The organism is Actinomadura graeca (assembly GCF_019175365.1).
Lineage (GTDB): Bacteria > Actinomycetota > Actinomycetes > Streptosporangiales > Streptosporangiaceae > Spirillospora > Spirillospora graeca.
Genome location: NZ_CP059572.1, coordinates 4,530,087 through 4,552,621 on the forward strand (window position 1 = coordinate 4,530,087; position 22,535 = coordinate 4,552,621).

General features: G+C 73.0%; 22 protein-coding genes and 1 tRNA gene. 8 read left to right on the forward strand and 15 right to left on the reverse strand.

The features are described from left to right. Positions 1-21: 21 nt before the first annotated feature. The 6 genes from AGRA3207_RS20025 to AGRA3207_RS20050 are packed head-to-tail and all read right to left on the reverse strand — an operon-like array spanning position 22 to position 7,449. Positions 22-1,533 (reverse strand): serine/threonine-protein kinase, encoded by a 1,512-nt coding sequence (locus AGRA3207_RS20025; RefSeq protein ID WP_231328578.1) that lies wholly within the window; start codon positions 1,531-1,533, stop codon positions 22-24. Then, on the reverse strand, positions 1,530-3,011 hold the full coding sequence (locus tag AGRA3207_RS20030; RefSeq protein ID WP_231328579.1) for a peptidoglycan D,D-transpeptidase FtsI family protein: 1,482 nt from the start codon (positions 3,009-3,011) through the stop codon (positions 1,530-1,532). Before AGRA3207_RS20030 ends, AGRA3207_RS20025 begins: the two co-directional genes overlap by 4 nt. Before the next feature lie 10 nt (positions 3,012-3,021). Next, positions 3,022-4,608, reverse strand: a complete 1,587-nt coding sequence (locus AGRA3207_RS20035; RefSeq protein WP_231328580.1) for an FtsW/RodA/SpoVE family cell cycle protein — start codon at positions 4,606-4,608, stop codon at positions 3,022-3,024. After that, a complete protein-coding gene (locus AGRA3207_RS20040; protein WP_231328581.1) occupies positions 4,605-6,182 on the reverse strand; it encodes a Stp1/IreP family PP2C-type Ser/Thr phosphatase in 1,578 nt (525 codons plus the stop codon). Before AGRA3207_RS20040 ends, AGRA3207_RS20035 begins: the two co-directional genes overlap by 4 nt. Next, entirely contained in the window at positions 6,179-6,682 is a 504-nt protein-coding gene (locus tag AGRA3207_RS20045) for an FHA domain-containing protein FhaB/FipA (protein ID WP_231328582.1), read from the reverse strand. The genes AGRA3207_RS20040 and AGRA3207_RS20045 overlap by 4 nt, the downstream gene beginning before the upstream one ends. Before the next feature lie 11 nt (positions 6,683-6,693). Next, positions 6,694-7,449: an FhaA domain-containing protein gene (locus AGRA3207_RS20050; protein ID WP_067451055.1), complete on the reverse strand. Its 756-nt coding sequence runs from the start codon at positions 7,447-7,449 to the stop codon at positions 6,694-6,696. A 128-nt stretch (positions 7,450-7,577) separates the two neighbouring features. Here AGRA3207_RS20050 and AGRA3207_RS20055 point away from each other — a divergent pair. Next, positions 7,578-7,660 (forward strand) — tRNA-Leu (locus AGRA3207_RS20055). 244 nt (positions 7,661-7,904) lie between these two features. On the opposite strand, the gene AGRA3207_RS20060 is transcribed toward AGRA3207_RS20055, so the two are convergent. Beyond that, entirely contained in the window at positions 7,905-8,594 is a 690-nt protein-coding gene (locus tag AGRA3207_RS20060; protein WP_231328583.1) for a hypothetical protein, read from the reverse strand. Further along, the gene (locus tag AGRA3207_RS20065; protein ID WP_231328584.1) at positions 8,591-8,920 is read right to left on the reverse strand and encodes a helix-turn-helix transcriptional regulator; all 330 of its coding nucleotides are present in this window, start codon (positions 8,918-8,920) and stop codon (positions 8,591-8,593) included. The genes AGRA3207_RS20060 and AGRA3207_RS20065 overlap by 4 nt, the downstream gene beginning before the upstream one ends. A 90-nt stretch (positions 8,921-9,010) precedes the next feature. Here AGRA3207_RS20065 and AGRA3207_RS20070 point away from each other — a divergent pair, with 90 nt between their 5' ends. Together AGRA3207_RS20070 and AGRA3207_RS20075 are read left to right on the forward strand one after the other, a co-directional pair. Further along, on the forward strand, positions 9,011-9,457 hold the full coding sequence (locus tag AGRA3207_RS20070; RefSeq protein ID WP_338028195.1) for a hypothetical protein: 447 nt from the start codon (positions 9,011-9,013) through the stop codon (positions 9,455-9,457). 3 nt (positions 9,458-9,460) lie between these two features. Further along, positions 9,461-9,733, forward strand: a complete 273-nt coding sequence (locus AGRA3207_RS20075) for a hypothetical protein (RefSeq protein ID WP_231328586.1) — start codon at positions 9,461-9,463, stop codon at positions 9,731-9,733. On the opposite strand, the gene AGRA3207_RS20080 is transcribed toward AGRA3207_RS20075, so the two are convergent. Then, positions 9,726-11,027, reverse strand: coding sequence for an APC family permease (locus AGRA3207_RS20080; protein WP_231328587.1), 1,302 nt, complete (start codon positions 11,025-11,027; stop codon positions 9,726-9,728). The genes AGRA3207_RS20075 and AGRA3207_RS20080 overlap by 8 nt on opposite strands. A gap of 104 nt (positions 11,028-11,131) precedes the next feature. On the opposite strand from AGRA3207_RS20080, the gene AGRA3207_RS20085 reads away from it, so the two are divergent. From AGRA3207_RS20085 to AGRA3207_RS20095, 3 genes are all read left to right on the forward strand, one after another. After that, a complete protein-coding gene (locus AGRA3207_RS20085; protein ID WP_231328588.1) occupies positions 11,132-11,593 on the forward strand; it encodes an Lrp/AsnC family transcriptional regulator in 462 nt (153 codons plus the stop codon). An 84-nt stretch (positions 11,594-11,677) separates the two neighbouring features. Continuing rightward, positions 11,678-12,484, forward strand: a complete 807-nt coding sequence (locus AGRA3207_RS20090) for an SDR family NAD(P)-dependent oxidoreductase (RefSeq protein WP_231328589.1) — start codon at positions 11,678-11,680, stop codon at positions 12,482-12,484. A 120-nt stretch (positions 12,485-12,604) separates the two neighbouring features. Next, the gene (locus AGRA3207_RS20095; RefSeq protein WP_231328590.1) at positions 12,605-13,972 is read left to right on the forward strand and encodes an FAD-binding oxidoreductase; all 1,368 of its coding nucleotides are present in this window, start codon (positions 12,605-12,607) and stop codon (positions 13,970-13,972) included. A 19-nt stretch (positions 13,973-13,991) separates the two neighbouring features. Here AGRA3207_RS20095 and AGRA3207_RS20100 read toward each other — a convergent pair whose 3' ends face one another. The 6 genes from AGRA3207_RS20100 to AGRA3207_RS20125 all read right to left on the reverse strand — a co-directional run bounded on the left by AGRA3207_RS20100 (position 13,992) and on the right by AGRA3207_RS20125 (position 19,687). Then, complete coding sequence (locus AGRA3207_RS20100) at positions 13,992-15,410, reverse strand: DHA2 family efflux MFS transporter permease subunit (protein WP_231328591.1); 1,419 nt, start codon at positions 15,408-15,410, stop codon at positions 13,992-13,994. 53 nt (positions 15,411-15,463) lie between these two features. Then, positions 15,464-16,036 (reverse strand): NADPH-dependent FMN reductase, encoded by a 573-nt coding sequence (locus AGRA3207_RS20105; protein WP_231328592.1) that lies wholly within the window; start codon positions 16,034-16,036, stop codon positions 15,464-15,466. A gap of 134 nt (positions 16,037-16,170) precedes the next feature. Further along, positions 16,171-16,719 (reverse strand): TetR/AcrR family transcriptional regulator, encoded by a 549-nt coding sequence (locus tag AGRA3207_RS20110; RefSeq protein WP_231328593.1) that lies wholly within the window; start codon positions 16,717-16,719, stop codon positions 16,171-16,173. Between the two features lie 348 nt (positions 16,720-17,067). Further along, entirely contained in the window at positions 17,068-17,577 is a 510-nt protein-coding gene (locus AGRA3207_RS20115; protein ID WP_231328594.1) for a lytic polysaccharide monooxygenase auxiliary activity family 9 protein, read from the reverse strand. A 329-nt stretch (positions 17,578-17,906) separates the two neighbouring features. Beyond that, on the reverse strand, positions 17,907-18,932 hold the full coding sequence (locus AGRA3207_RS20120) for a hypothetical protein (RefSeq protein ID WP_231328595.1): 1,026 nt from the start codon (positions 18,930-18,932) through the stop codon (positions 17,907-17,909). Further along, positions 18,929-19,687: an RNA polymerase sigma factor gene (locus AGRA3207_RS20125; RefSeq protein WP_231328596.1), complete on the reverse strand. Its 759-nt coding sequence runs from the start codon at positions 19,685-19,687 to the stop codon at positions 18,929-18,931. The genes AGRA3207_RS20120 and AGRA3207_RS20125 overlap by 4 nt, the downstream gene beginning before the upstream one ends. Before the next feature lie 125 nt (positions 19,688-19,812). On the opposite strand from AGRA3207_RS20125, the gene AGRA3207_RS20130 reads away from it, so the two are divergent. Together AGRA3207_RS20130 and AGRA3207_RS20135 are read left to right on the forward strand one after the other, a co-directional pair. Next, positions 19,813-20,304 (forward strand): hypothetical protein, encoded by a 492-nt coding sequence (locus AGRA3207_RS20130; RefSeq protein ID WP_231328597.1) that lies wholly within the window; start codon positions 19,813-19,815, stop codon positions 20,302-20,304. 2 nt (positions 20,305-20,306) lie between these two features. Continuing rightward, the gene (locus AGRA3207_RS20135; RefSeq protein WP_231328598.1) at positions 20,307-22,493 is read left to right on the forward strand and encodes a bifunctional polysaccharide deacetylase/glycosyltransferase family 2 protein; all 2,187 of its coding nucleotides are present in this window, start codon (positions 20,307-20,309) and stop codon (positions 22,491-22,493) included. Positions 22,494-22,535: the final 42 nt, after the last annotated feature.

Consider the following 22,535-nt stretch of genomic DNA (forward strand, 5'->3'; position numbering starts at 1 on the left):
TGTGCACTTTCCCTCGTACGTCTACACCTTGTCCTCCGAACCTAGCTCCCCGTTATGCGTGGGTGAGGGATCCGGGCTCGGAGTTGACGGAGTCGTGGTGCTCGCCATCGTTCTCGGTGTGGGGCCTGGGGCGCTGGGAGTCGCCCGGGACGGTTTCCTCGTTGGCTTCTGTGTAGTGGACGCGCGGCCCGTCCCGGGTGTTGACGGACGGATACTACGCGTCCCGTGCCGCCGCGGGACGGCCGGTGCCGGACGCGGCATCTTTCGAACCGACGGCGTGCCCCGCAGGACGGCGGGCTCCTCCTCGACCTCGCCGCCGGCCGGGCCCGTGGCGGGGACCGGTGCGGGATCGCGCTTGCCGCCGGGACCGGCGAAGGCGAAACCCTTCCACAGGGACGCGGCCAGGACGCCGGCGACCAGCAGTCCCGCCGCGACCGAGGCGTACGCCAGGGCCGAGCGCCGTTGCCCGGTCCCCCTGGTGAGATTATCCGGCCCAGACCTGACGTCAAATCCCGACAATTCGGACGATCGCCCCTGCTTCCGGACGGTCTGTCCCCCAGCCGGGCGGGTCACGCCCGCACCCGCCACCGCGTTACCCGCAGCGGCACTCGCCGAAGCCCACGCCGAAGCGCCCGCGGCCGGGCCCGCCACCGGGCCCTCGACGGCGTCCGCCGAGGCGGCGATCCCGGGTCCGTGCGCGGACCGCGCCGGCCGTCCGGTTCTCAGCCGGGCGCGGATCTCCAGCGCCCGGTCCGCCACCGCGTTCGCGTCCGCCGGACGGTCCTCCGGCGCCTTGGCCAGCATCCGCGAGATCAGCTCCCGCGCCGCCGCCGGCACCCGCGCGGGCAGCTCCGGCGGCGCGTCCTTCACATGCTTCAGCGCGATCTCCACCGGCGTCCGGCCGCCGAACGGCGGCGCGCCGGTCAGGCACTCGTAGGCCACCACGCCCAGCGAGTACACGTCCGCGGCCGGGCTGATCGGCTGCCCCGACGCCTGCTCGGGCGAGATGTAGTGCGCCGTCCCCATCACCATGCCGGTCGCCGTCTGCGACGCCGACGCCAGCCGCCGCGCGATCCCGAAGTCGGTGATCTTCAGCATGCCGTCCGGTGACACCATCAGGTTCGCCGGCTTCACGTCCCGGTGCACGATCCCGGCCTCGTGCGCCACCGTCAGCGCCCGTCCCGCCTGCACCATCAGGTCCAGGACGGCCTCCAGCGGCAGCCCGCCGCGCGCGAGGATCGCGTCGAGCGCCTCGCCCGGCACCAGCTCCATCACCAGGTACATCCGGCCGTCCTGCTCGCCGAAATCGAACACCTGGGCGATGCCGCGATGCTGGAGACCGGCCGCGAGGTCGGCCTCCGACCCGAACCGGCGCCGCGCCGACTCGTCCGACCCGAACTCCGGCCGCAGCAGCTTCACCGCGACCTGGCGCCCGGCGGAGGAGTCGGACGCGCGCCAGACCTCGCCCATCCCCCCGGTCGCCAGCCGCTCGAGCAGCCGGTACCGGTGGTCCAGGACGAGGCCCGCGCTCACTTCCTCAGCACCGCCGCCATGATGTCCGCCGCCACGGGGCCGGCGTTGGTCGCGCCGTCGCCGGGGCCCTCGGTGATGACCGCGAACGCGTACCGCGGGTTCTCCACCGGGCCGAACCCGACGAACCAGCGGGAGTTCGGGATCGGCGCCCCCTGCTCGGCGGTACCGGTCTTGCCCGCGATGTTGCGGCCCTGGAGGTTCTTCGCGGTGCCCTCGGAGACCACCGCGCGCATCATGTCCGCGAGCTGCGCGGCGTGGTCGGCCGACATGGCCTGCGCGTACTGCTTCGGCGAGGCGTTGTACAGCTCGCTCTGGTCCTTCGCCCGCACCTTCTGCACCACGTACGGGTTCATGATCTTGCCCTTGTTCGCGATCGCCGCGGCGACCATCGCCATCTGGAGCGGCGTGGCCCGCACGTCCTGCTGGCCGATCCCGGAACGCGCCGTCGCGTCACCGCCGGTCGGGATCGTCTTGCCGCTCGCGTCCTGCGTGGTCAGCGGCACGTCGCTCTTGGCGGCGTACATGTCCGGCTCCAGCGTGACCCTCTTGCCGAACCCGAACTTCTCCGCGCCCTGGTGCAGCTGCTGGATCCCGAGGTCGAGCGCCATCTTCGCGAACGAGGTGTTGCAGGACTCGGCGAACGCGCCCTTCAGCGGCGCCTGCCCCGCGCAGCTGCCGCTGTCGTGCGAGTTCGGCAGCGGCCTCCCCGACTCCGGCAGGATCAGCTGGCCGGTGTTCACGGTGGTCGAACTGCTGAGGTTGAGCCTCTCCATCCCCACCGCCGACGTCACCGCCTTGAAGGACGAGCCCGGCGGGAACGTCTGGCTCAGCGCGTTGTCCACCAGCGGCTTGAGGACGCCCCTCGCGCCGTCCAGCTCCTGCAGCCGCTTCGCGCCCTTCTCGCCCGCCTGCGGCGCCACCTCGTTCGGGTCGAACGACGGCCACGACGCCGCGACCTGGATCGCGCCGGTCTTGATGTCCATCACCACGGCGCCGCCGCGGCGGCCCTCCTGCGTCTGCGCCCGCAGCCGCTGGTAGGCGACCCGCTGCGCCTCCGTGTTGATCGACAGCTCGAGGTTCGCGCCCTCGGCCTTCTTGCCGATGAACGTGTCGAACCAGCGCTGCTGCGTGATCCGCTTGTCCTTGCCGCCGAGCAGCGAGTTGTAGGCCCGCTCCACCTGCGTGGCGTTGCCGTTGAAGTACCCCGTCACCGGGGCGAAGATCGGGCCGTCCTTGTACGAGCGGCCGTACTTCGGGTTGTCCTTGCCGGTCTCCTGCGACGTCACCAGCACCACGCCGCCCGCCGAGATCGTCCCGCGCGGCGAGTTGAACAGGTCCGAGTACTGCCGGCTGTTGTTCGGGTCCGTCCGCAGGTCCTCGGCCTGGCTTCCCTGGACGTAGTTCACCTGCGCCATCAATCCGAAGAACAGCAGCAATCCGAAGATCGCCACCCGCCGGATCGGCTTGTCCATGTTCATGGGAGGGAGATCACCTCGTGCTCACGATCTGGGTCATGCCCTCGTCCTGGATCGCCTGGGGGGCCGGTTTGCGCGCGTCGTGGCTCATCCGGACCAGGATCGCGATCAGGATCCAGTTGGCCATCAGCGACGAGCCGCCCTGCGAGAGGAACGGCGTCGTGAGGCCGGTGAGCGGGATCAACCGGGTGACACCGCCGACGATGACGAACACCTGGAGGCCGAGGACGAAGGAGACGCCCCCGGCGAAGAGTTTCAGGAACGGGTCGCGCGCCGCCACGGCGGTCTTCATCCCCCGTTGCACGATCAGCGCGTAGACCAGCAGCAACACCATCAGGCCCGTCAGGCCGAGCTCCTCGCCCAGCGAGTCGAAGATGAAGTCGCTGAACGACAGCGGCGTCCGCCACGGCTCGCCCTGGCCGAGGCCGGTGCCGAGCACCCCGCCCTGGCCGAGCGCGAACAGGCCCTTCATGAGCTGCGCGCTGTCGGAGTACTCGCCGCCGAGCTCGGCGCACGCGCTGAAGCCCGGCGAGATGCTGCCCTGCGCCTTGTACTTCTTGAAGATGTCGGTGTCGGGGTTGACCGGGACGACCTTGCCGCTGTCCAGCAGGCAGCCGCCGTCGAAGTACGGCTTCGGGTTCTGCCAGATGTCGATGCGCTGGTTGACGTGCCCCATGAACGGCAGCAGCGTCGCGATGAACACGCCGATCGCCAGCAGGCCGATGCCGATCATCACCCAGGACACCCGCTGCGTGGCGATGTAGAGCATCGACACGAACAGGCCGAAGAACAGCAGCGCCGTCCCGAGGTCCTTCTGCATGAACAGCACGCCCAGGCAGAAGAACCAGATCACGAGGATCGGCCCCAGGTCGCGGGCGCGGGGCAGGCTGATCGGGCCGGCCTTCTTGCCGATCAGCGACATCGCCTGGCGCTTGTTGACCAGGTACCCGGCGAAGAACACGACGAGCAGCAGCTTGGCGAACTCGCCCGGCTGCACCGAGAACGGGCCGAGGCGGATCCACACGCGGGCGCCGTTGATCTCGGCGCCGATGCCGGGGACGATCGGCAGCAGCAGCAGGATGACCGCGCACAGGCCGATCAGGTACGTGTAGCGCTGCGCGGTCTTCGGGGTGAACGACAGCGGCGCGTCCGTCCTGTCGGTGTCCCGCATGATCAGGACGGCGGCCACGAACAGGCCGATGCCGACGAACGTCCACATGAGCTGGCCCGGCGCGTCCGCCGCGTCCGCGACCAGCTTCTTGCCCGCGGCGGCCGCGGCCTTCTTGTCCTCGCTGGTGTCCAGGTCGAGCCGGTAGATCATCGCCAGGCCGACGCCGTTCAGCGCGACCGCCAGCGGCAGCAGCAGCGGGTCGGCGTACGGCGCGAACTTCGCCTGGACGAAGTAGGCGGCGAACGCCAGCACCGCCAGCCCGCCGCCGTACACGAACAGGCCGCCGGGAATCTTGCCGTCCCGGGCCAGCCCGACCTCCGCGAACGCCGACAGCGTCAGCACCATCGCGAAGATCAGCAGCGCGAACGAGGCCGCGTTGCGCCGCTGGTACGGCAGATGCGCCCTGATCTGCGCCCCGAGTCCGCTCATCTGGGCTTACCCCCGTCCGAAGGACAATCCTTGATGGCCGGGTTGTTCGCCTTGCACTCGTCCCGCCTGGCGCGCAGCTCGTTCAGCTTGGCGTCCGCGGCCGCCTGGCCGGTGAACACCAGCGTGCCCTTGCCGACCGCGGTGGCGTCCGAGCCGGGAAGCTCGGCCATGGGGATGTCGCTGGGCGTGGGCTTGCCCTGCGGGCAGTCCTTCTGGCCCCTGCCCTTCGCGACGGCGACCTTGCCGCCGTCCTCGACGAGGACGTACTTGCAGACGCTGTTCTTCAGGTCGTTCAGCGCGGCGGGGCCTTTCACCGAGTAGGTGCCCCTCACCTGCTGCTGGAGGTTCTGCGGAAGGTCCGCGACCATGATCGGCGGGTTCGGCTGGTCCTTCGCGTCGGCCTTGCGGGACAGGCTGAGCAGCGGGAACTCGTCGGTCGTGCCCCGGTAGAGGACGACCTTGCCGCCCTCCTCGCCGATGTAGTAGCCGTTCCGGACGTTCTGCACCAGCAGGACGCCGCCCGCCGCCACGGCCACGACGACCACGCCCGCGACGACCACCAGCCACGTCCACCTGCGGGTGCCGCCGCGCCTCGCCCGCCCGGGGACGGGCTGCGGCATCGTCCCCCGCTGCGGCGGGCCCGCCATCGCCTCGCCCATCGGCGCGGGCGCCGGGGGCGGCATCTCGTCGACCGCGACCGGCGGCTGCGGCATCGTGTCGCGCAGCTGCGCCGCCCGCCCCGCGGGGGTGTCCGCCGGGCCGCCTCCCGGGCCACCGCCCGGCGACTCCGGCGGCGAGGCGTTCGCCGCCGCGCCCACCGCGTGCCCGGGCCCGCCCGTCGGCGGCTGCTGCCCGAGGTCGACGACGTCCGCGACCACGCAGGTGATGTTGTCCGGGCCGCCGCCGCGGTTCGCCAGGTCGATGAGCTGGCGGACGGCCTGCTCCGGGTCCGCCACGTCCGTGAGCACCTGGAAGATCGTCTCCGCCGTGACGACGCCCGACAGGCCGTCCGAGCACAGCAGGTAGCGGTCGCCGACCTTCGCCTCCCGCAGCGACAGGTCCGGGTCGACCTCGCCGCGGCCGTCGAGCGCCCGCAGCAGCAGGGAACGCTGCGGGTGCGAGGCCGCCTCGTCCGGGCTGATGCGGCCCTCGTCGACGAGGGACTGCACGAGCGTGTGGTCGTGCGTGATCTGGAACAGGCTGCCGTCCCGCAGCAGGTACGCGCGGGAGTCCCCGATGTGCACCAGCGCGACCTGGTTGCCCGCCCACAGCATCGCGGTCAGCGTCGTCCCCATGCCCTGGAGGGCGGGGTCGGACTCGACGATGCGGTGCAGGTTGTCGTTCGCCGTCTTGACGGTGTGCTCCAGCGCGGCCAGCAGCTCCGTCGCGGGCAGGTCCTTGTCCAGCTTCCGCAGCGCCTCTATCGCGGCGGCGCTCGCGATCTCGCCGCCGACGTGCCCGCCCATCCCGTCGGCCACCGCGAGCAGGTGCGCGCCCGCGTACGCCGAGTCCTCGTTGCCCTCGCGCAGCATGCCGACGTCGGAGCGCGCGGCGTAGCGGATTCCCAGTGTCATTTGCGCAGCTCGATCACGGTCTTGCCGATACGGACCGGGACCCCGGGGGGCACCGGCATCGGCCGGCTCACCTTCGTGCGTCCCAGATATGTCCCATTGGTCGAGCCGAGATCTTCCACGATCCACTGACCGTCCTGCGCATAAAGTCGGGCATGCCGGCTCGAAGCGTAGTCGTCGGTCACCACGAGCGTGGCGTCATTGGCCCGACCGATGGTGATGGGCACCCCTGTCAGATCGATGACGGTGCCCGCCCGTTCGCCCTGGACGACCACCAGTTTCGTCGGGGCGCCGTGCTGGGCGCTGCGCTGCGGCGCACGCTGCGCCTTGGGCTGTTTGGCGGCCTTCGCGGGCCGCTGCGGCTGGGCGGACCGTGTCGCCGCCTTGGAGGCCGCCTTGGATCCGAACAGGTCGGCCCTGATCACGCCGACGGCCGCGATGACGAAGAGCCAGAGCACCGCGAGGAACGCCAGCTTGATCAGCGTGAGGGTGAAAGGGGACATCGGAGTCGGGGTTACTCCCTATCGCGGCGGAACACAAGGGTGGTGCGGCCCATCGTGACCCGGGAGCCGTCGACCAGCGTCACCCGCCGGATCGGCTGCCCGTTCACGAACGAGCCGTTGGTCGACCCTAGATCCACGAGGACGATTTCGGGACCTTCTACGCGGATCTCGGCATGGTGCCGGGACACGCCGGGGTCGACGAGACGCAGGTCGCAGTCGGTGCCGCGACCCAGCAGGGTGACCGGAGTGTTGATCTCATACGTGCGCTGGGTGGTGTCGGAACCCTCCACGGCGGTCGTCACCAGCAGCCGCGGATGGCCGCCGAAGGCGCCCCCGCGTCCCCCCTGCGGCACGTCGCTCACCGGCTGGCGGATCTCCCCGCCCTCGACGGTCGAGCCCCGGATGACACCTGACCTGATGCGGAACATGCCCGTGGCGAGATCGCCCGCGTTCTCGAACCGCACCCGCACCGGACCCACGAAGGAGTACCCCTGCTCCTTCGCGTACTCGCGCGCGAGGTTCGCCAGCTCCTGGCTCAGGCTGTCGGCGTACACCTGGAGCCGCTGCCCGTCCTGCTGAGAGATCTCGACGACGAAGTCGTTCGGAACCAGCGTGCGGCCCTGCGCCACGATCGCCGCCCGATCGTCCATCTCGCGCTGCACAGCACTGGCCACCTCGACCGGCTGGAGCTCCGACTTGAAGGCACGCGCGAAGGCCCCTTCGACCATGCCCTCCAGCCGACGCTCGAAGCGCTGAATGACGCCCACGGGCACCTCCCTTCCCCACTGGTAGACGATCGTATCGGTGCGAAGGTTCGCTCAAAGTATCTGGATACCTAACCACTCCCGGCCCCGTGCTAGCCTTTTCGAGCACCCGGAGACGGGTCGACACCCACGGGCGGGTGGCGGAACGGCAGACGCGCACGGTTCAGGTCCGTGTGTCCGAAAGGATGTGAGGGTTCAAATCCCTCCTCGCCCACTTGATGGGGTAGTGACGGAAAGCTTCTCCACACACTGACGGAACGAGCCCCTGCGCGACAAGCGCAGGGGCTCTTCTGTTTCCCGATCAAGGCGTGGTCAATCGCTTGATCGTGTCCTCTTGCGCGCGCTTCGGGGGGCGCGCGGGTATCGGCACTGGTCGGGGGAACGGTGCGGGCGTCGGCGGCGCGGTGGGCGGAGCCGGTGCGCGGAGCCGGTGCGCGGAGCCGGTGCGCGGCGCGGCGTCAGGTGCAGGAGGGCGAGACCGCCGGGGGGACGTCCGGCAGGCGGGCGCAGTGGCGGCAGGCACGGGCCGAGGCGGCGATCCTGGCGTGCGCGACGAGGGTGAGGGCGCCGGTGAGCAGGGTCAGCGGCCAGTCCGCGGCCATGATCGAGGCGCCGGTGAGGGTCAGCGCGCTGACCGCGAGGGCGACGCAGGCGGTGGTGCCCGTCCAGGCCATGACCAGGGGCAGCCGGTCGGGGACGGGGAGGCGGCGGGCGAGGGCCCCGGTGGCGGCGAGGGACGCCGCGGCCAGGAGGGCTGTAGACGCGGCGACGCCGCCCAGGTGGGCCGCCAGGATCTGGACGGGGCCGGGCAGGTGCCGGGACGTCTCCACGAGGTACCAGCAGGCGAGCAGGAAGGGGACGGCGAGCGCGACGGTGCGGGCGGTGTGGCGGGCCTGCGCGATGGTCAGCTCGCGCTGGAAGGCCGGGGCGATCTCCTCGACCGTGCCGAACTCGCGCACCGCCCGGCAGACAGCGCGGTCGGCGCGGCCGGGATCGGCGGGCTCGCCGGGCCCGTCGTCGGTGAGGTCGGCCACGGCGTCGGCGAGGCCGTCGCGGACCTCCTCCAGCATCCGCGCCTTGAGGCGCCCGGGTCCCTGGAGCCGGGCGGACAGGCCCGAGACGAGTTCCTCGACTGGGTCGGGTGTCACGTCGCCGGTCCCGGCTGGAGGACGGACCCGATCGCGGTGGTGAACTCGCGCCAGGCCGCGCGCTCGTCGGCGAGGCCGCGGCGGCCCGCGTCGGTCAGCTCGTAGCAGCGACGGCGGCGCTCGCCGGCCGACTGCCAGCTGCTGCGCAGGAGTCCCAGGCGCTCCAGCCGGTTCAGCGCCGGGTACATCGTGCCGGTGCGCAGCTCCAGTGCGCCGCCGCTGCGCTCCTGGACGGCGGCGATGATCGCGTAGCCGTGCAGCGGGCCCGTCTCCAGGACGGACAGCAGGAGCCCGTCCAGATGCCCGCGGACCGCATCACCCCTCATGAGCAGGCAGTCTACGCACGTACGTATTGGTGTGCTACATATTGGTAGCCAATACATTGGCGCCCTAGCCAAGGAGTCACAGTGACAAAAGTGTTGCTCTCTGTGCATGTACTCGTGGCGATCCTGGCCATTGGACCGATCGCGGTGGCGGCCTCACTCTTCCCCCGCCACGTCCGGGCTGCCGGGGAGCCGGGCGGACGGCGGGTCGCCGCGTTCCTGCACCGGACCTGCCGTGCCTACACCGTCGCCGGGCTGGCGGTCCCGGTGTTCGGCGTCGCCACCGGCGCCCGGCTCGGCGTCCTGACCGACGCGTGGCTGCTGGCGTCGGTCGCGCTGACCGCCGGGGCGGCGGCGCTGCTGGCGCTGGCGATCCTGCCCGGCCAGCGGCGCCTCCTCGCGGGCGCGGGGACGGACGACGAGCTGCATGTGCGCGCGGAGTCGGCGCGGCTGGCGATGCTCACCGGGACGTTCAACCTGCTGTGGGCCGTGGTCGTCGTGCTGATGATCGTCCGTCCCGGCTCGACGACGGGCGCGTGAGCCGTGCGCACGCTGCGGATCGCGTCCGCCCTGGAGGCCGTCTCGCTGGCGGTCCTGCTGGTCAACCTGGCCACCGCGCACGCCGAGGTGATCACGTCGCTCGGCGGGCCCGTGCACGGCACCTGCTATCTCGTCGTCATCGCGGCGACCTGGATGACACCGGACGCGGCGTTCCCCGGCGCCCGCCTGCTCGCCGTCATCCCCGGCGTGGGCGGGCTGCTGGCCCTGCGGGCGATCCGGCGCCGGACGGAGCGGGACGCCGCGTCGCTCAGCTGACCCGGCCGCACCCGGGAACCGCTTCTGGTGCGGGGCGCGGCGCGGGATCGGGCGCGGGGTTCTCGCGGATCCTCCGCCGGAGCGCCGTCGCGGCCAGGACGGCGGGGACCGCCAGGTAGAGGCCGCATGACAGGAGCACCACGCCGGTGAAGACGGCACCGACGCGGGCGAGTGCCCGGCCACGTCCGGTGAGGAGCCGGGTGGCGGACGCCATGCCGATGACGGTGACGGCCGCCAGGCACGCGGCGGTGACGCGCATCAGCGGGCCAAGGCCCACGCCGGTGGGCAGGACGGCGAGGGACAGCGCCGCCGTCGGCACCGCGAGCACGGCCAGGCTCCGCCGCGGGACCTGGCCGGGGGCCGAGCCGCGGGCGAGGACGGCGGGCAGCGCGCCGTCGCGGGCGAGGGCGGCGCCGAGGCGCGCGCCGCCCGCGACGTAGGTGTTCATCGCGACGAAACTGAGGACGAGCGCCGCCCCGCCGGTCACCGGACGGGCGGCACCGCCGATCCCGTCTTCGAGCAGCAGCGCGAGCGGCACCGGCGACGTCGCCGCGCGGTCGCCGAGGACGCCCGTCACCGTGACCGCGAGGCCGAGGTAGAGGACGCCGACGACGGCGAGGGTGAGCACGGTCGCGCGGGGCAGCAGGCGGCGGGGATCGGTGAAGTCGGCGGACAGGTGGCTCGCGGCCTCCCAGCCCGCGAAAGCGAAGAACAGGACCCCGGCCGCGTGCGCGACGCCGAGGGGGCCGTGCGGGGCGAACGGGGTGAAGTTGCCCGCGCGGACGTGCGGCGCGGAGGCCAGGGTCGCGGCGACCAGCAGCGCGGTCAGCACCGCGACGAGGACGAGCTGGATCCGCCCGGACAGCCGCAGGCCGCCGTGGTTGGCGGCGAACGCGGCGATGAGCAGGGCCACCGCCACGCCGGCCGACGCGGGCCGTCCGAGGCCCGCGGCGGCCGCCACGTGGTCGCCGCCGATCATCGCGCCCGCCAGCACGCCGACGGGCACGGCGCCGTAGAAGCAGAAGCCCGCCGCCAGCGCGGCCCGGGGCCCGAACGCGCGGGCCGCGAACGTCGCGACGCCGCCCGCGTCGGGATGGCGGGCGCCGAGCGCCGCGAACGTCAGCGCGACCGGCGCGCCCAGCCCGAGCAGCACCGCCCACGCCACGACCGCGGACGGGCCGGCCGCTGCCGCCGCCAGGTGCGGCAGGGCCAGCACACCGGGCCCGAGCACGGCGCCGGTGAGGAGCGCCGTCCCCTGGGCAAGGCCGATGCGGTGGCCGTCCGGACGGTTCATCTCGTCTCCGATCGATCGACATCCCGGCTTGAAAGTAGCCATATGCGCGGGTTTGCCGAGCCTCAGCTGAACGTTCGATCGGAATCGACCGCGATAATCCCTGCATGGACGAACTTGATGCGGAGATCGTGCGGCTTCTCCAGACAGATGCTCGGCAGTCGAACCGCGAGCTGGCCCGGACGCTCGGCATCGCGCCCTCGACGTGCCTCGAACGGGTCCGGTCTCTGACACGGCGCGGCGTGATCCGCGGCTACCACGCCGACATCAGCCCGGCGGCGCTCAACCGCGGCGTCCAGGCGCTGGTGGCCGTGCAGGTCCGCCCGCTCAGCCGGACGGTCATCAACACCTTCAAGGACTACGTGTCCGGGATGCCCGAGGTGATCGGCGTGTTCGTGGTCGCGGGCGGCGACGACCTGGTCCTGCACGTCGGCGTCCAGGACCTGGACCACCTGCACGCGTTCCTGCTGGACGGGCTCAGCAAGCGCAAGGAGATCGCCGGCTTCCGCACCTCGGTGATCTTCCAGCACGTGCACAACACCGTCCTCAGCCGGCTGGACGACGTCTGATTCCGCCGCAACCCGGGCCCGCCGGGCGGGGTTCATGGGTGCGGCGCGCCGGACCCGGCGCGCGCACCGACCGGAAGGAACCCCATGGACCTGCAGCTCACCGGCCGCGTCGCGGTCGTCACCGGCGCCTCGAAGGGCATCGGGCTGGCCGTCACCCGGACGCTGCTGGACGAGGGCGCCCGCGTGGCCGCCGTCTCCCGCAAATCCGGCGCCGACCTGGACGCGCTCGCCGGGCCGGACCTGCTGCACGTCGCGGCCGACCTGATGGACCCGGCGGCCCCGGCCCACGCCGTGGCACGCGCCGTGGAGGCGTTCGGCCGGCTGGACGTCCTGGTCAACAACGCGGGCGGGCCGCCGCCCGGCACGGCCCTGCCGCGCTTCGGCTTCCTGACGCCGACGGACGACGACTGGCGCGCGATGTACGAGTTCAACCTGTTCGCCGTCGTGCGGGCCGTGCGGGCCGCGCTGCCGCACCTGCTGGACAGTGACGCGGCGGCGATCGTGAACGTCTCGTCCGGCAACGCGCGCCGTCCGGGCCCGATGAACGTCGACTACAACTCGGCCAAGGCGGCGCTGAACAACCTGACGAAGGGGCTGTCGGAGGAGTTCGCGCCGCGGGGCGTCCGGGTGAACACGGTCTCACCCGGGCCCGTCCGGACGCCGTGGTGGACGGAGGAGGGCGGCGCCGCCGACATCCTCGCGGGCGCCACCGGCTCCGACCGTGTCGCGGTGCTGGAACGCGTCGCGCCCGAGATGATGGGCCTGACCACGGGACGGCTGGCCGAGCCGCAGGAGGTGGCGGACGTGGTGGCGCTCCTGGCGTCCCCGCGTTCGGCGAACACGACGGGCGCGGAGTTCGCCGTGGACTCCGGCTACCTCAAGGAACTCTGACCCTGGCGAAGCCATAAGCCATCCTGCTTGAAGCAAGCAGATCTATCTCTTGGACTTCTGGACGGGCGGCACCCAGGATGGAGGTGAAGAGGGAGAGCGGACGATCCGAGGGGGATCCCTATGAGCACGCACGGGACGCTGGCCGCCAAGGTCACCGGACCGGTCTTCGAGCCGGGCGGCGACGGCTACGACGATGAGCGCACGGGGTTCCAGACGGCGGACCCGCACCGTCCGGACGTGATCGTCGGAGCGGTGGACGCCGAGGACGTGCGGGCCGCCGTCGAGTACGCGGCCGAGAACGGCCTGCCGGTCGCCGTGCAGAACACCGGGCACGGCCTCCCGGCGGGCGCCCGGGGCGGGCTGCTGATCAGCACCCGCCGGATGACCGGGGTGCGCGTCGACGCCGCGTCCCGGACCGCCTGGATCGAGGCGGGCGTCCGGTGGGCCGACGTCGTCCCGGCCGCCGCGGCGCACGGGCTGGCACCGCTGAGCGGGTCGGCGCCGGGCGTGGGCGCGGTGTCGTACGTCCTCGGCGGCGGGATCGGGCTGATGTCGCGCGAGTACGGCAACGCCGCCGACCACGTCCGGTCGATCGACGCCGTCACCGCCGACGCGCGGGCGCGGCACGTGACGCCCGCGGGCGACCCGGACCTGTTCTGGGCGCTGCTCGGCGGCCGCGCCAACTTCGGCGTCGTGACGGGCCTGGAGATCGGCCTCGTGCCGGTCGCGCGGCTGTACGGCGGCGGCCTCTACTTCGACACCCCGCAGATCGGCGAGGTCCTGGAGACGTGGCGGACGTGGTCGGCCACCGTCCCGGACGCGATGACCTCGTCGATCGCGCTGATGCCCGTCCCTGACATCCCGGCGTTCCCGGAGCCGCTGCGCGGGCGGCATGTCGCGCATGTCCGTGTCGCGTTCGTCGGCGACGCCGCCGAGGGCGAGCGGCTCGTCGCGCCGCTGCGCGCGGCCGGGCCGCGGCTGATCGACAGCGTCGCGGACATGCCGTACACCGAGTCCGGATCCATCCACAACGAGCCGCCCGTCCCGATGGCGTACACCTCGACGAACGTCGCGGTGCGGGACCTCCGCGCGGACGTCGTCCGGATCCTGCTCGACCTGGCCGGGCCGGAGGCGCCCGACCGGGCCGTCGTGGAGATCCGGCAGCTGGGCGGGGCGCTCGCGGCGGAGCCCGCCGTCCCGAACGCCGTCGGCAACAGGGACGCCGGGTACCTCATCGGCGTGCTGTCCAAGCTCGGGCCGGGCGCCGACGAGGACGCGGTCCGGGCCCTGCACGAACGGTGCCGCGCAAGGCTCGGACCGCACTCGTCCGGGCAGATCCTGAACTTCCTCTTCGGCGCCGACGCGACGCCCCAGCAGGTGCGCGCCGCGTACGACCCGGCCGACTACCGGCGCCTCGCCCGGCTCAAGGCCGTCTACGACCCGTCCAACCTGTTCCGCCTGAACCACAACATCCCGCCCGCCGGGTGAAGGCGGCGCCCCACGCCCCTCACTGCTTGCGCTTCGGCAGGAACAGCGCCGGGACCAGCGAGAGGGCGAGGAACCCGAGCGCGACCAGGTAGGTGTGCCGGAACGCGTCCGAGAGGGGCTCCGCTATCGCGGCGTGCCCCTGCGGGCTGAGCCGGTGCAGGGCCTGGAGCGTTCCGCCGCCGTCCTCCGGGACGAGGCCGCTCATGAACGCCGACAGCACCACCGAGGTGACCGCCGTCCCGATGGCCGCGGACGTCGTGTTGACCAGGTTCACCGACGTGCTCGCCGCGGGTGCCCGCTCGTGCGACATGCCCCGCGTCGCCGCCGTCATCGTCGGCATCATCGTGGCGCCGCCGCCCGCGCCCATCAGCACCATCGCGCCGCACAGCGCCCAGTAGGACGCGTCCGCGCCGAGCTGCATGGCGAACAGCGCGAACCCGGTGACCGCCGTCGCGATCGCCACCGGCACGAGCCGTCCCGCCGGGAACCGGTCGACCAGCCGTCCCGCGACCTGCATCGCCGTGCCCGATCCCAGCGCGAACGGGATGCCGAGGAGGCCCGCGACGGTCGCGCTCTCACCCCGGACGACCTGGAGGTACAGCGGCAGCAGCAGCATCGTCCCGAAGTACCCGAAGGCGAACAGCGTCAGCGTCCCGGTGGCCGCCGCGTACGTCCGGTCCCGGAACAGGCCGAGGTCGATGAGCGGATCGCGGGCCGTCAGCGCGCGCACCACGAACGCGACGGCGAGGACCGCGCCCGCCACCAGCGGCACCAGCACCCCGGGCGTCCCGAAGCCGCCGCGCTCGCCGCCCGTCGTCACGCCGTAGAGCAGCGCGGCGAGGCCCGGGGAGAGCATCAGCAGTCCCGGCAGGTCCAGCGGGCGCGACCGCTCCGGGACGTCCCGGGGGAACATCCGCGATCCGAGCGCCACCACCGCGACCGCGACCGGCACGTTGACGAAGAACATCCACCGCCACGACACCTCGTCGATCAGCCAGCCGCCGAGCGCCGGCCCGGCCAGCGGGCCGACGAGGATCGCCAGGCCGAGCGTGCTCATCAGCCGCCCGAGCCGCTCCGGGCCCGCCACCCGCAGCAGGATCGTCATGCCGACCGGCATCACCATGCCGCCGGCGAGGCCCTGCACGACCCGGAACGTGACGAGCGACTCGACGTTCCACGCCAGCCCGGCGAGCACCGACCCCGTGGCGAACGCGGCGATGGCCCCGAGGTAGAGCCTCCGCGCGCCGAACCGCCCGACCGCCCACGCCGTGCCCGGGATGACCGCGGCGAGCGCCAGCGAGTACCCGGTCGCCACCCACTGGATCGTCGCGAGCGGCGCGTCGAAGTCCCGCGACAGCCGGTCGATCGCCACGTTCACGACGGTCATGTCCAGCGTGATCATGATCGCGCCGAGCACCAGCACGAGCACGATCGCCATGGGCCGCGGCCCCGCCCCTGACGGGGATCCCGTCCGGGGGCCCGCCGTCGTCGTCATGACCCGTACGGACGGACGGTCCGTGCCTCGCGCAGCGCGTGGCCCCACCAGTTCAGCTGGTCGAGCATCCCCTTGGCGGCGGCGCCGGCGCCCTCGGCGTCGTCCGGGGCGCCGTCCTCGCCGAACCAGTTCCAGGGCGTGTGGAAGCTGACCGTGTCGCGGATCGTGACCGCGTGCAGCTCCGCGAAGACGCTCCGCAGATGCTCGACGGACCGCAGCCCTCCCGCCAGCCCGCCGTACGAGACGAACCCGACGGGCTTGGCGCGCCACTCGGAGAAGTGCGTGTCGATCAGGTTCTTCAGCGTCCCGGGGAAGCTGTGGTTGTACTCGCAGGTGACGACCACGTAGCCGTCCGCCGACCGGAGCGCCGCGGTCACGTCCGCGAACCCGTCGGACGGCGCGGCGCCCAGCTCGGAAGGGGGCGGCGCGGCGGCCATGTCCACCACGTCGACGACCATGTCGTCGCGGCGCGCGGCCTCCCCGGCGAACCAGGACGCCACCGTGGGCCCGAACCGTCCCTGACGTGTGCTGCCGATGATGATCGCGATCCGCAGCGGATTCTCGGTCATGTCCCTCTCCTCAACATCGTCCCGGGACCGGCCCGTGGGGACCGGCCCGCCGACCACTCTGAGACCTCAGCATTAGTTGAGGTCAAGTCCCGGCGGCCGATGGGGAGAGGTCGAGGAGAGGGGGGCGACCGGCGTCAGACCCTGATCAGCCTCGCCGCGTGCTCGTACACCTCCTCGCGTGTGCGCGAGCCATGATCGGCGGCCAGGAAGTGGTTGCCGATCAGCAGCGAGAAGGCGAGCATACAGCGCGCCTCGACCTCGTCCTCGTCGGCGCACAGCTCGCGGAAGAGCGAGCGCATGTACTCCATCCGCTGGTTGTCGACGCGCCGGAGCCGGTCGGCGACGACCTTGTCGCGCCGGGCCCAGTCGCGGATCGCGAGGTCGATCGCCAGCAGCCGGTCGCTGGAGGCCAGCATGCCGGTCCTGCGCATCCTGGCCGGGGCTGCGGCGCCCTCGCCCTCGACGCGGGCGACCAGGTCGTGGATGCTCTCCCGCTCCCAGGCGTCGAGCATCTCTTCAAGTAGGGCGTTCCGGTCGGCGAAGTATCCGTAGAAACCGCCCTTGGTGACCCCGAGCGACTTCGCCAGGGCCTCGATTCGGACGGCGTCGGGGCCGCCGACGGCGAGCGCCCTGAGCCCCTCCTCGATCCATCTGCCGCGAGGAGTGCGGACCTCGGCACCCATGATTCTCCATTCCCTGTCCAGGTCGCGGCCCGGAGGCCGCGGCGCCGCCGGGCGAACGGCCACGAGACGTACGGCGCCGTAACGGGTACGCGCGCACGGCCCCGTGGGGACGGCCACGGGACCGACGCGGGGGATCGCGGGCGTGCGCCCGCGATCCGGGCACCGGACGCCTTTCGGCCGCATGCCGGGGAACCGTCACCGGCGTCACGGTGGTCTCGATCACACCGGGGCGCCCGGGAGGCAGCCGCCTCCTCGGACGCCGCCGCAAAGGGGGGCGGGGACGGCGCCCGTCACCGGGGGATCGTGACGGGCGCCGCCCCCGTACAGGGTCGTGCGAGGCGTCGTCGCCTAGCCGACCTGGAGGTCCACGCAGGCGTAGAAGGCGTTGCCCGTGTCGGCGATGTTCCAGACCGCCAGCACCTTCTGCCGGCCGGTGTGGCCGGCGAGGTTCACGGTGTGCGAGACGGTGGCGGGGGGCTGGGCGTTGTTACCGCTGACCACGGCCACGCGCGAACCACCGATGTAGTACTCCCAGTTGGTGGTGCGGTGCCGGGCGGTGAAGGTCCAGGTGAAGTTCACCGAGGTGCCGACCTTGGTGGCGGTCCACCCCTTGCTGTCGTCGTTGAGCTCGGCGAACGCGGAGTTGCCGCCGTTGCAGGTGCGCTGGCCCTGGCGTCCCTCGACGCTCTGTGGCTCGTATTTGACGCCGCCGCACTGGACGGTGTTCTGCGCGCACTGCGCCTGGCGGCTCGGCGGGGAGTTGACGTAGCCGTGCGCGCTGGCCGTTCCGGCGAGGACGACGACGAGGGCGGGGGTCAGGGCGACACCTGACGCGACGGCGATGATCTTCCTCTTCATGGGAGCTCCGAATCTCATGGTCTATGGCCGCGTTGGCGGCCACTGCGGGGGGTCGTCCGTGTGCTCCGGGCGGACTGGGCGGGTCACGTGCCGCCATGACCATCTCCGTCTGTGACCAGGCAGAATCTAATAGGAAAGTTTCCTATTAACGGAAATTTACCGCGACATCGTGCGATGTTCAATGCCGGGCTCCGTTTCACCCGCCAGGACGGTACGCCGATCACGACATGATCGCGAGACGTCCCGACCAGGCTGTCCGGAGGAACTCCAGGTGAACCGGCGGATTTTCGGACTGCCCACTTTCGGGGCGCGGACGCCGGCGCTTCCGCCTACTCGACCGGACCGGACGGGCCGCCGGGACGCGACGAGCCGTGGTCCCCGTCCGGCGCCGGTGTGATCTCGCTGACCGGGTCGCCACCGTAGGCCGGAGGGTCGCCGCCAGGCCCGCCGAAGGACGGGGGGTCGCTGCCCGGCCCGCCGTGACCCGGCCCATCGCCGGGACCCGGGCCGGGACGCGGGTCCTTGGGCTTCTCTGATTCCTCCGGCGTCTTCGTCTTCTTCGGCTTCTTGCCCTTCTCCTGCCCGCCGTTCTTGTCGCCCTTGCCCTTGCCCTTGGCCTTCGGGGACGGAGTGGTCGAGGGCGGCTTCGGCGGGCCCGGCACGATGGACGGCACCGGCGCCGGCGACCTGCCGCCGTCGGTCCCTCCGATCTTCGGCGAGCGGTGGGTGGGCGCCGGAGTCGGATCCTGGCCGGGGAGGTTCCCCGTGCCCGCCGCGACGGCGACCCCGCCTGACGCGACCAGGATGGCGACCCCCACAAGGATCTTGACGATCGCCACGCGGGGCAGCGCGGCCAGCCGCTGGAGGGGGGACCTCGCATGCCGGAACCCCCTGAGCGCCGCGACCGCTCCGGCCGTCTCCACCGCCTCCGCCGCCTCCGCCTCGCCGGCCGTCCCGGTGGACGGCGCGGTCTGGGCGGAGCGGGCGGAGCGGGCCGCCGTGAAGGCCGCGACCGCGGCGTCCTCGCCCGCGAGCTCCTCCGGCCGCGCGGGCGCCGCCGCGGCGGCCAGCAGCTCCCGCAGGCGGGCGAGCTCATCATCCGCCGCGCCGAGTCCGCAGGCCGCTTCGGCGGCCGTGCCGTCCTGGGCGTGGCCGATCACCGAGAGGTCGTCCGTGGCGCTCTCGGCCGCGGCGCGGTGTCCCGGAACGGTGTGCTCCGGAGCGCGGTGTCCCGCGGCGCGGTTCTCTGGGGTGGTGCCGGGCGAGGAGCGGTCGATGGCGGCCCGCGCGAGGGCGTCGAGCAGAAGCTCGGCGGTCCGCGGGTCGAGCCCTCCGGCCCTGTGCTGGTCGTTCATCTCACCCCTTCAGCGCCGGTACCGCCACTTTTGTCACCTCGATGTGCGGGCAGGGCGCCGGGCGGATCCGCGGTGCTCGGGGGGACCGCCTTCGGGGCGACGGCGTCCGAGGCGACGGCGTCCGAGGCAAGGGTGCCGGCGGCCGCCTCCGGGACGGCGGTGCCCGTGGCCGCTTCCGGCGACGCGGGCGTGAGCCGCTCCGCGAGGCGGCGGAGTCCGCGGTACGCGGCGGTGCGGACGGCGCCCGACCGCTTGCCGAGCACCGTGCCCGCCGACTTGGCGTCCAAGCCCATCACCACGCGCAGCAGCACCGCCTCGGCCTGGTCGCGCGGCAGCTCGCCGATGAGGCGCAGGGCGTCGGCGGTGGCGATGCCGTCCAGGGCGATGGACTCGGTGTCGCCCTCCGCCGCCACCGTGAGCAGGTCCTCGACGGGCAGGTCGGAGGCGGGACGGCGGGACCTGCGGCGCAGGTGGTCCAGGGCGCGGTGACGGGTGATCGTCGCGGTCCAGCCGCGGAAGCCGTCCATGTCGCCGCTGAAACCGGGCAGGTCGCGGGCGATCTGCAACCACGCCTCGGACGTGACGTCCTCGGCGTCCGCGCCGACCAGCGCGCCGGCGAACCGGATCAGCCGCGGCTGCACATCGCGGTAGAGCAGGCGGAAGGACTCCTCGTCGCCGTTCTGCGCCGCGCGCAGGGCGCGGCTAAGTTCGTCCTCCTTCACCACATCTTCCGCCTGTACCTCCACTTTCGTCATCCGGGTCATTGTGCAGGGATTTCATGCGCTGTGTGACACGAAAGGCGGGCATGGCGCTGAAGGGGTGAACGTCCCTGGCGCAAAAGCGCTCCGACCGTTCCACGACCTCCGAAATGACGGCCCAGATGATCAGTGACGCCCCGGCACGGCGCCCCCTCCCCGACGAGGCGCCGGACGCGCCCGCGGTGTTCGCCGATCCGAGCGGGCGGCGCCGGCGTCTCGTGCGGCGGCTCGGGCTCGGCGCGGGCACCCTGCTCGTCCTCTACCTGGGAGCACTCGGCGTGGGCGTGGCGACGGGCGCGGACGTGCCGCTCACGACGTGGGACGACCCGCCCGGCACCCACCGCGTGAACAAGGGCGGGCGGGACGACGCCGCGACGCGGGAGGGCGAAGGCCGCGGCACCGGGCGGCCGGGGGCGGGCCGGTCCGGCGGAGGCGCCGGGGCCCCGACCACGGTCCCCTCGCCGACCGCGACGCGCACGTCGGTCGCGGTGCCGCCCGCGAGGCCGGCGCCGCCCGGCTCGTCCACGCCGCCGGGCGCGGGGACCCCCACCGGCCGGCCGGGCAACTCGCACGCCTCCCCGCCCAGGTGGGGCCACGAGAAGAAGCCGCGCTGACGGTGCGGTCCCGCGAACCCAGAGGGCACTGGGTCCTGCTGCTGCTCGGCGCGTTCGCGCTGGCCGTCCTGTTCCTGCTCGACGGCTTCGCCCGCGGTGCGGTCGGCGAGGCCCCGCACCGGGAGCCGGTCCGTCCCGCGCCGGCGCCGCCCGAGGTCACCGGCGGCGGGCCGGTGGTCACCCTGGCGGACGGCACGCCGCGCGGCCTGCGGATGCCGCCCCGGACCATCGCGCTCACCTTCGACGACGGGCCCGACCCCGAGTGGACGCCCCGGCTGCTCGACGTGCTGCGACGGCGTGACGCGCATGCCACGTTCTTCGCGATCGGCGCCCACATCGCGCAACACCCGGCGCTGACCCGCCGCGTCCTGCGCGAGGGGCACGACATCGGCTCCCACACCTACACGCACGTCGACATGGCGGCGGCCCCGGCCTGGCGCGACCGCCTGGAACTCGACCTCACGCAGCGGGCGCTGGCGGGCGCCGCGGGCGTGCACACCCGGCTGATGCGGATGCCGTACTCGTCCCGTCCCGACGGCCTGACCGAGGCGGAGTGGCGCGCGGCGGAACGCGCGGGCGAGGACGGGTACGTCATCGTCCTCGCCGACCGCGACACCGAGGACTGGGCCAGGCCGGGCACCGCGGAGATCGTCCGGTCGGCGCTGGCGGCGGGCCGCCGCGGCGAGGGCGCGGTCGTGATGCTGCACGACTCGGGCGGCGACCGGACGCAGACCGTCGCGGCGGTCGAGCAGATCATCGACCGGCTCCGGCCGATGGGCTACCGGTTCACGACACTGACGCAGGCGCTGGGACTGCCCCCGGCGCAGGTCGCGGTGCCGGTGCACGAGCGGGCCGCCGGGTGGGCGCTGGTGACGGCGCAGCGGGCCGCGGCGACGCTGACCGGGACGCTCGGCGCGCTGTTCGCGCTGGCCGGGATCCTGTGCACGGCGCGGCTCGTGATGCTGCTGATCTTCGCGCACGTCCACATGCGGCGGGCGCGCGGGCACCCCGGACGGGTCCGCGGGCACCCACGCCGGGCCCGCGGCGCGCCCGTCCTGCCCGGTGTGCCGGGGTACGACGGGCTGCCGCCCGATCCGTTCCCGCCGGTGTCGGTGATCGTCCCCGCCTACAACGAGGAGGCCGGGATCGCGGCGACGGTCCGGTCGCTGGCCGCCACCGACTACCCGGGGACCGTCGAGGTGATCGTGGTGGACGACGGCTCGACCGACCGCACGGCCGCGATCGTCGAGGCGCTGCGGCTGCCCGGGGTCCGGCTGATCCGCAAGCCCAACGGCGGCAAGCCGAGCGCGCTCAACGCGGGTGCCGCGGCGGCCCGCGCGGAGATCCTGGTCCTGGTGGACGGCGACACCGTCTTCCGGCACGACACGATCCGGCATCTCGTCGCGCCGATGTCCGACCCGCGGGTCGGCGCGGTCAGCGGCAACGCCAAGGTCGCCAACCGCGGCGGGCTCCTCGGCCGCTGGCAGCACATCGAGTACGTGATCGGCTTCAACCTCGACCGGCGGATGTTCGACGTCCTGCGGTGCATGCCGACGGTGCCCGGCGCGGTCGGCGCGTTCCGCCGCGCCGCGCTCGCCCGGGTCGGCGGCGTCCCCGAGGAGACCCTCGCCGAGGACACCGACCTCACCATGGCGATCTGCCGGACCGGCCTCCGCGTCGTCTACGAGGAGAAGGCGCTGGCCTGGACGGAGGCGCCGTCGTCGCTGCGGCAGCTGTGGCGGCAGCGGTACCGCTGGTGCTACGGCACGATGCAGGCGATGTGGAAGCACCGCAGGGCCGTCGTCGAGCGCGGCGGGTCGGGCAGGCTCGGGCGCCGGGGCCTGGTCTACCTGACGGTCTTCCACGTGCTGACGCCGCTGCTCGCGCCCGCCATCGACCTGTTCGCCCTGTACGGCCTGGTGTTCCTCGACCCGGCCGGGCCGCTGCTGATGTGGGCGGCGTTCACCGCCGCCCAGACCGCCGCCGGGGCCTACGCGCTCTGGCTGGACGGGGAGCCGATCCGTCCCCTGTGGGCGCTGCCGTTCCAGCAGATCGTCTACCGGCAGCTGCTGTACCTGGTCGTCGTCCAGTCGGTGGTCACGGCCGTGCTCGGGGTCGGGCTGCGCTGGCAGACGATCCGCCGCACGGGGACGTTCGGCGACGTCCCGGACGTGCCCGCGGCCCGGTAGAACACCCGGACGACCCCGGGAACAATCCCGGGAGGCTCTCGG

Coding starts and splice junctions, on each gene's coding strand:
- AGRA3207_RS20115 (WP_231328594.1), bottom strand. CDS start 17,577: ATGAAGAGGAAGATCATCGCCGTCGCGTCAGGTGTCGCCCTGACCCCC.
- AGRA3207_RS20065 (WP_231328584.1), bottom strand. CDS start 8,920: ATGAGGGGTGATGCGGTCCGCGGGCATCTGGACGGGCTCCTGCTGTCC.
- AGRA3207_RS20100 (WP_231328591.1), bottom strand. CDS start 15,410: ATGGCGATCGTGCTCGTGCTGGTGCTCGGCGCGATCATGATCACGCTG.
- AGRA3207_RS20030 (WP_231328579.1), bottom strand. CDS start 3,011: ATGAACATGGACAAGCCGATCCGGCGGGTGGCGATCTTCGGATTGCTG.
- AGRA3207_RS20110 (WP_231328593.1), bottom strand. CDS start 16,719: ATGGGTGCCGAGGTCCGCACTCCTCGCGGCAGATGGATCGAGGAGGGG.
- AGRA3207_RS20095 (WP_231328590.1), top strand. CDS start 12,605: ATGAGCACGCACGGGACGCTGGCCGCCAAGGTCACCGGACCGGTCTTC.
- AGRA3207_RS20045 (WP_231328582.1), bottom strand. CDS start 6,682: ATGTCCCCTTTCACCCTCACGCTGATCAAGCTGGCGTTCCTCGCGGTG.
- AGRA3207_RS20105 (WP_231328592.1), bottom strand. CDS start 16,036: ATGACCGAGAATCCGCTGCGGATCGCGATCATCATCGGCAGCACACGT.
- AGRA3207_RS20040 (WP_231328581.1), bottom strand. CDS start 6,182: ATGACACTGGGAATCCGCTACGCCGCGCGCTCCGACGTCGGCATGCTG.
- AGRA3207_RS20080 (WP_231328587.1), bottom strand. CDS start 11,027: ATGAACCGTCCGGACGGCCACCGCATCGGCCTTGCCCAGGGGACGGCG.
- AGRA3207_RS20035 (WP_231328580.1), bottom strand. CDS start 4,608: ATGAGCGGACTCGGGGCGCAGATCAGGGCGCATCTGCCGTACCAGCGG.
- AGRA3207_RS20120 (WP_231328595.1), bottom strand. CDS start 18,932: ATGAACGACCAGCACAGGGCCGGAGGGCTCGACCCGCGGACCGCCGAG.
- AGRA3207_RS20090 (WP_231328589.1), top strand. CDS start 11,678: ATGGACCTGCAGCTCACCGGCCGCGTCGCGGTCGTCACCGGCGCCTCG.
- AGRA3207_RS20085 (WP_231328588.1), top strand. CDS start 11,132: ATGGACGAACTTGATGCGGAGATCGTGCGGCTTCTCCAGACAGATGCT.
- AGRA3207_RS20130 (WP_231328597.1), top strand. CDS start 19,813: ATGATCAGTGACGCCCCGGCACGGCGCCCCCTCCCCGACGAGGCGCCG.
- AGRA3207_RS20125 (WP_231328596.1), bottom strand. CDS start 19,687: ATGACGAAAGTGGAGGTACAGGCGGAAGATGTGGTGAAGGAGGACGAA.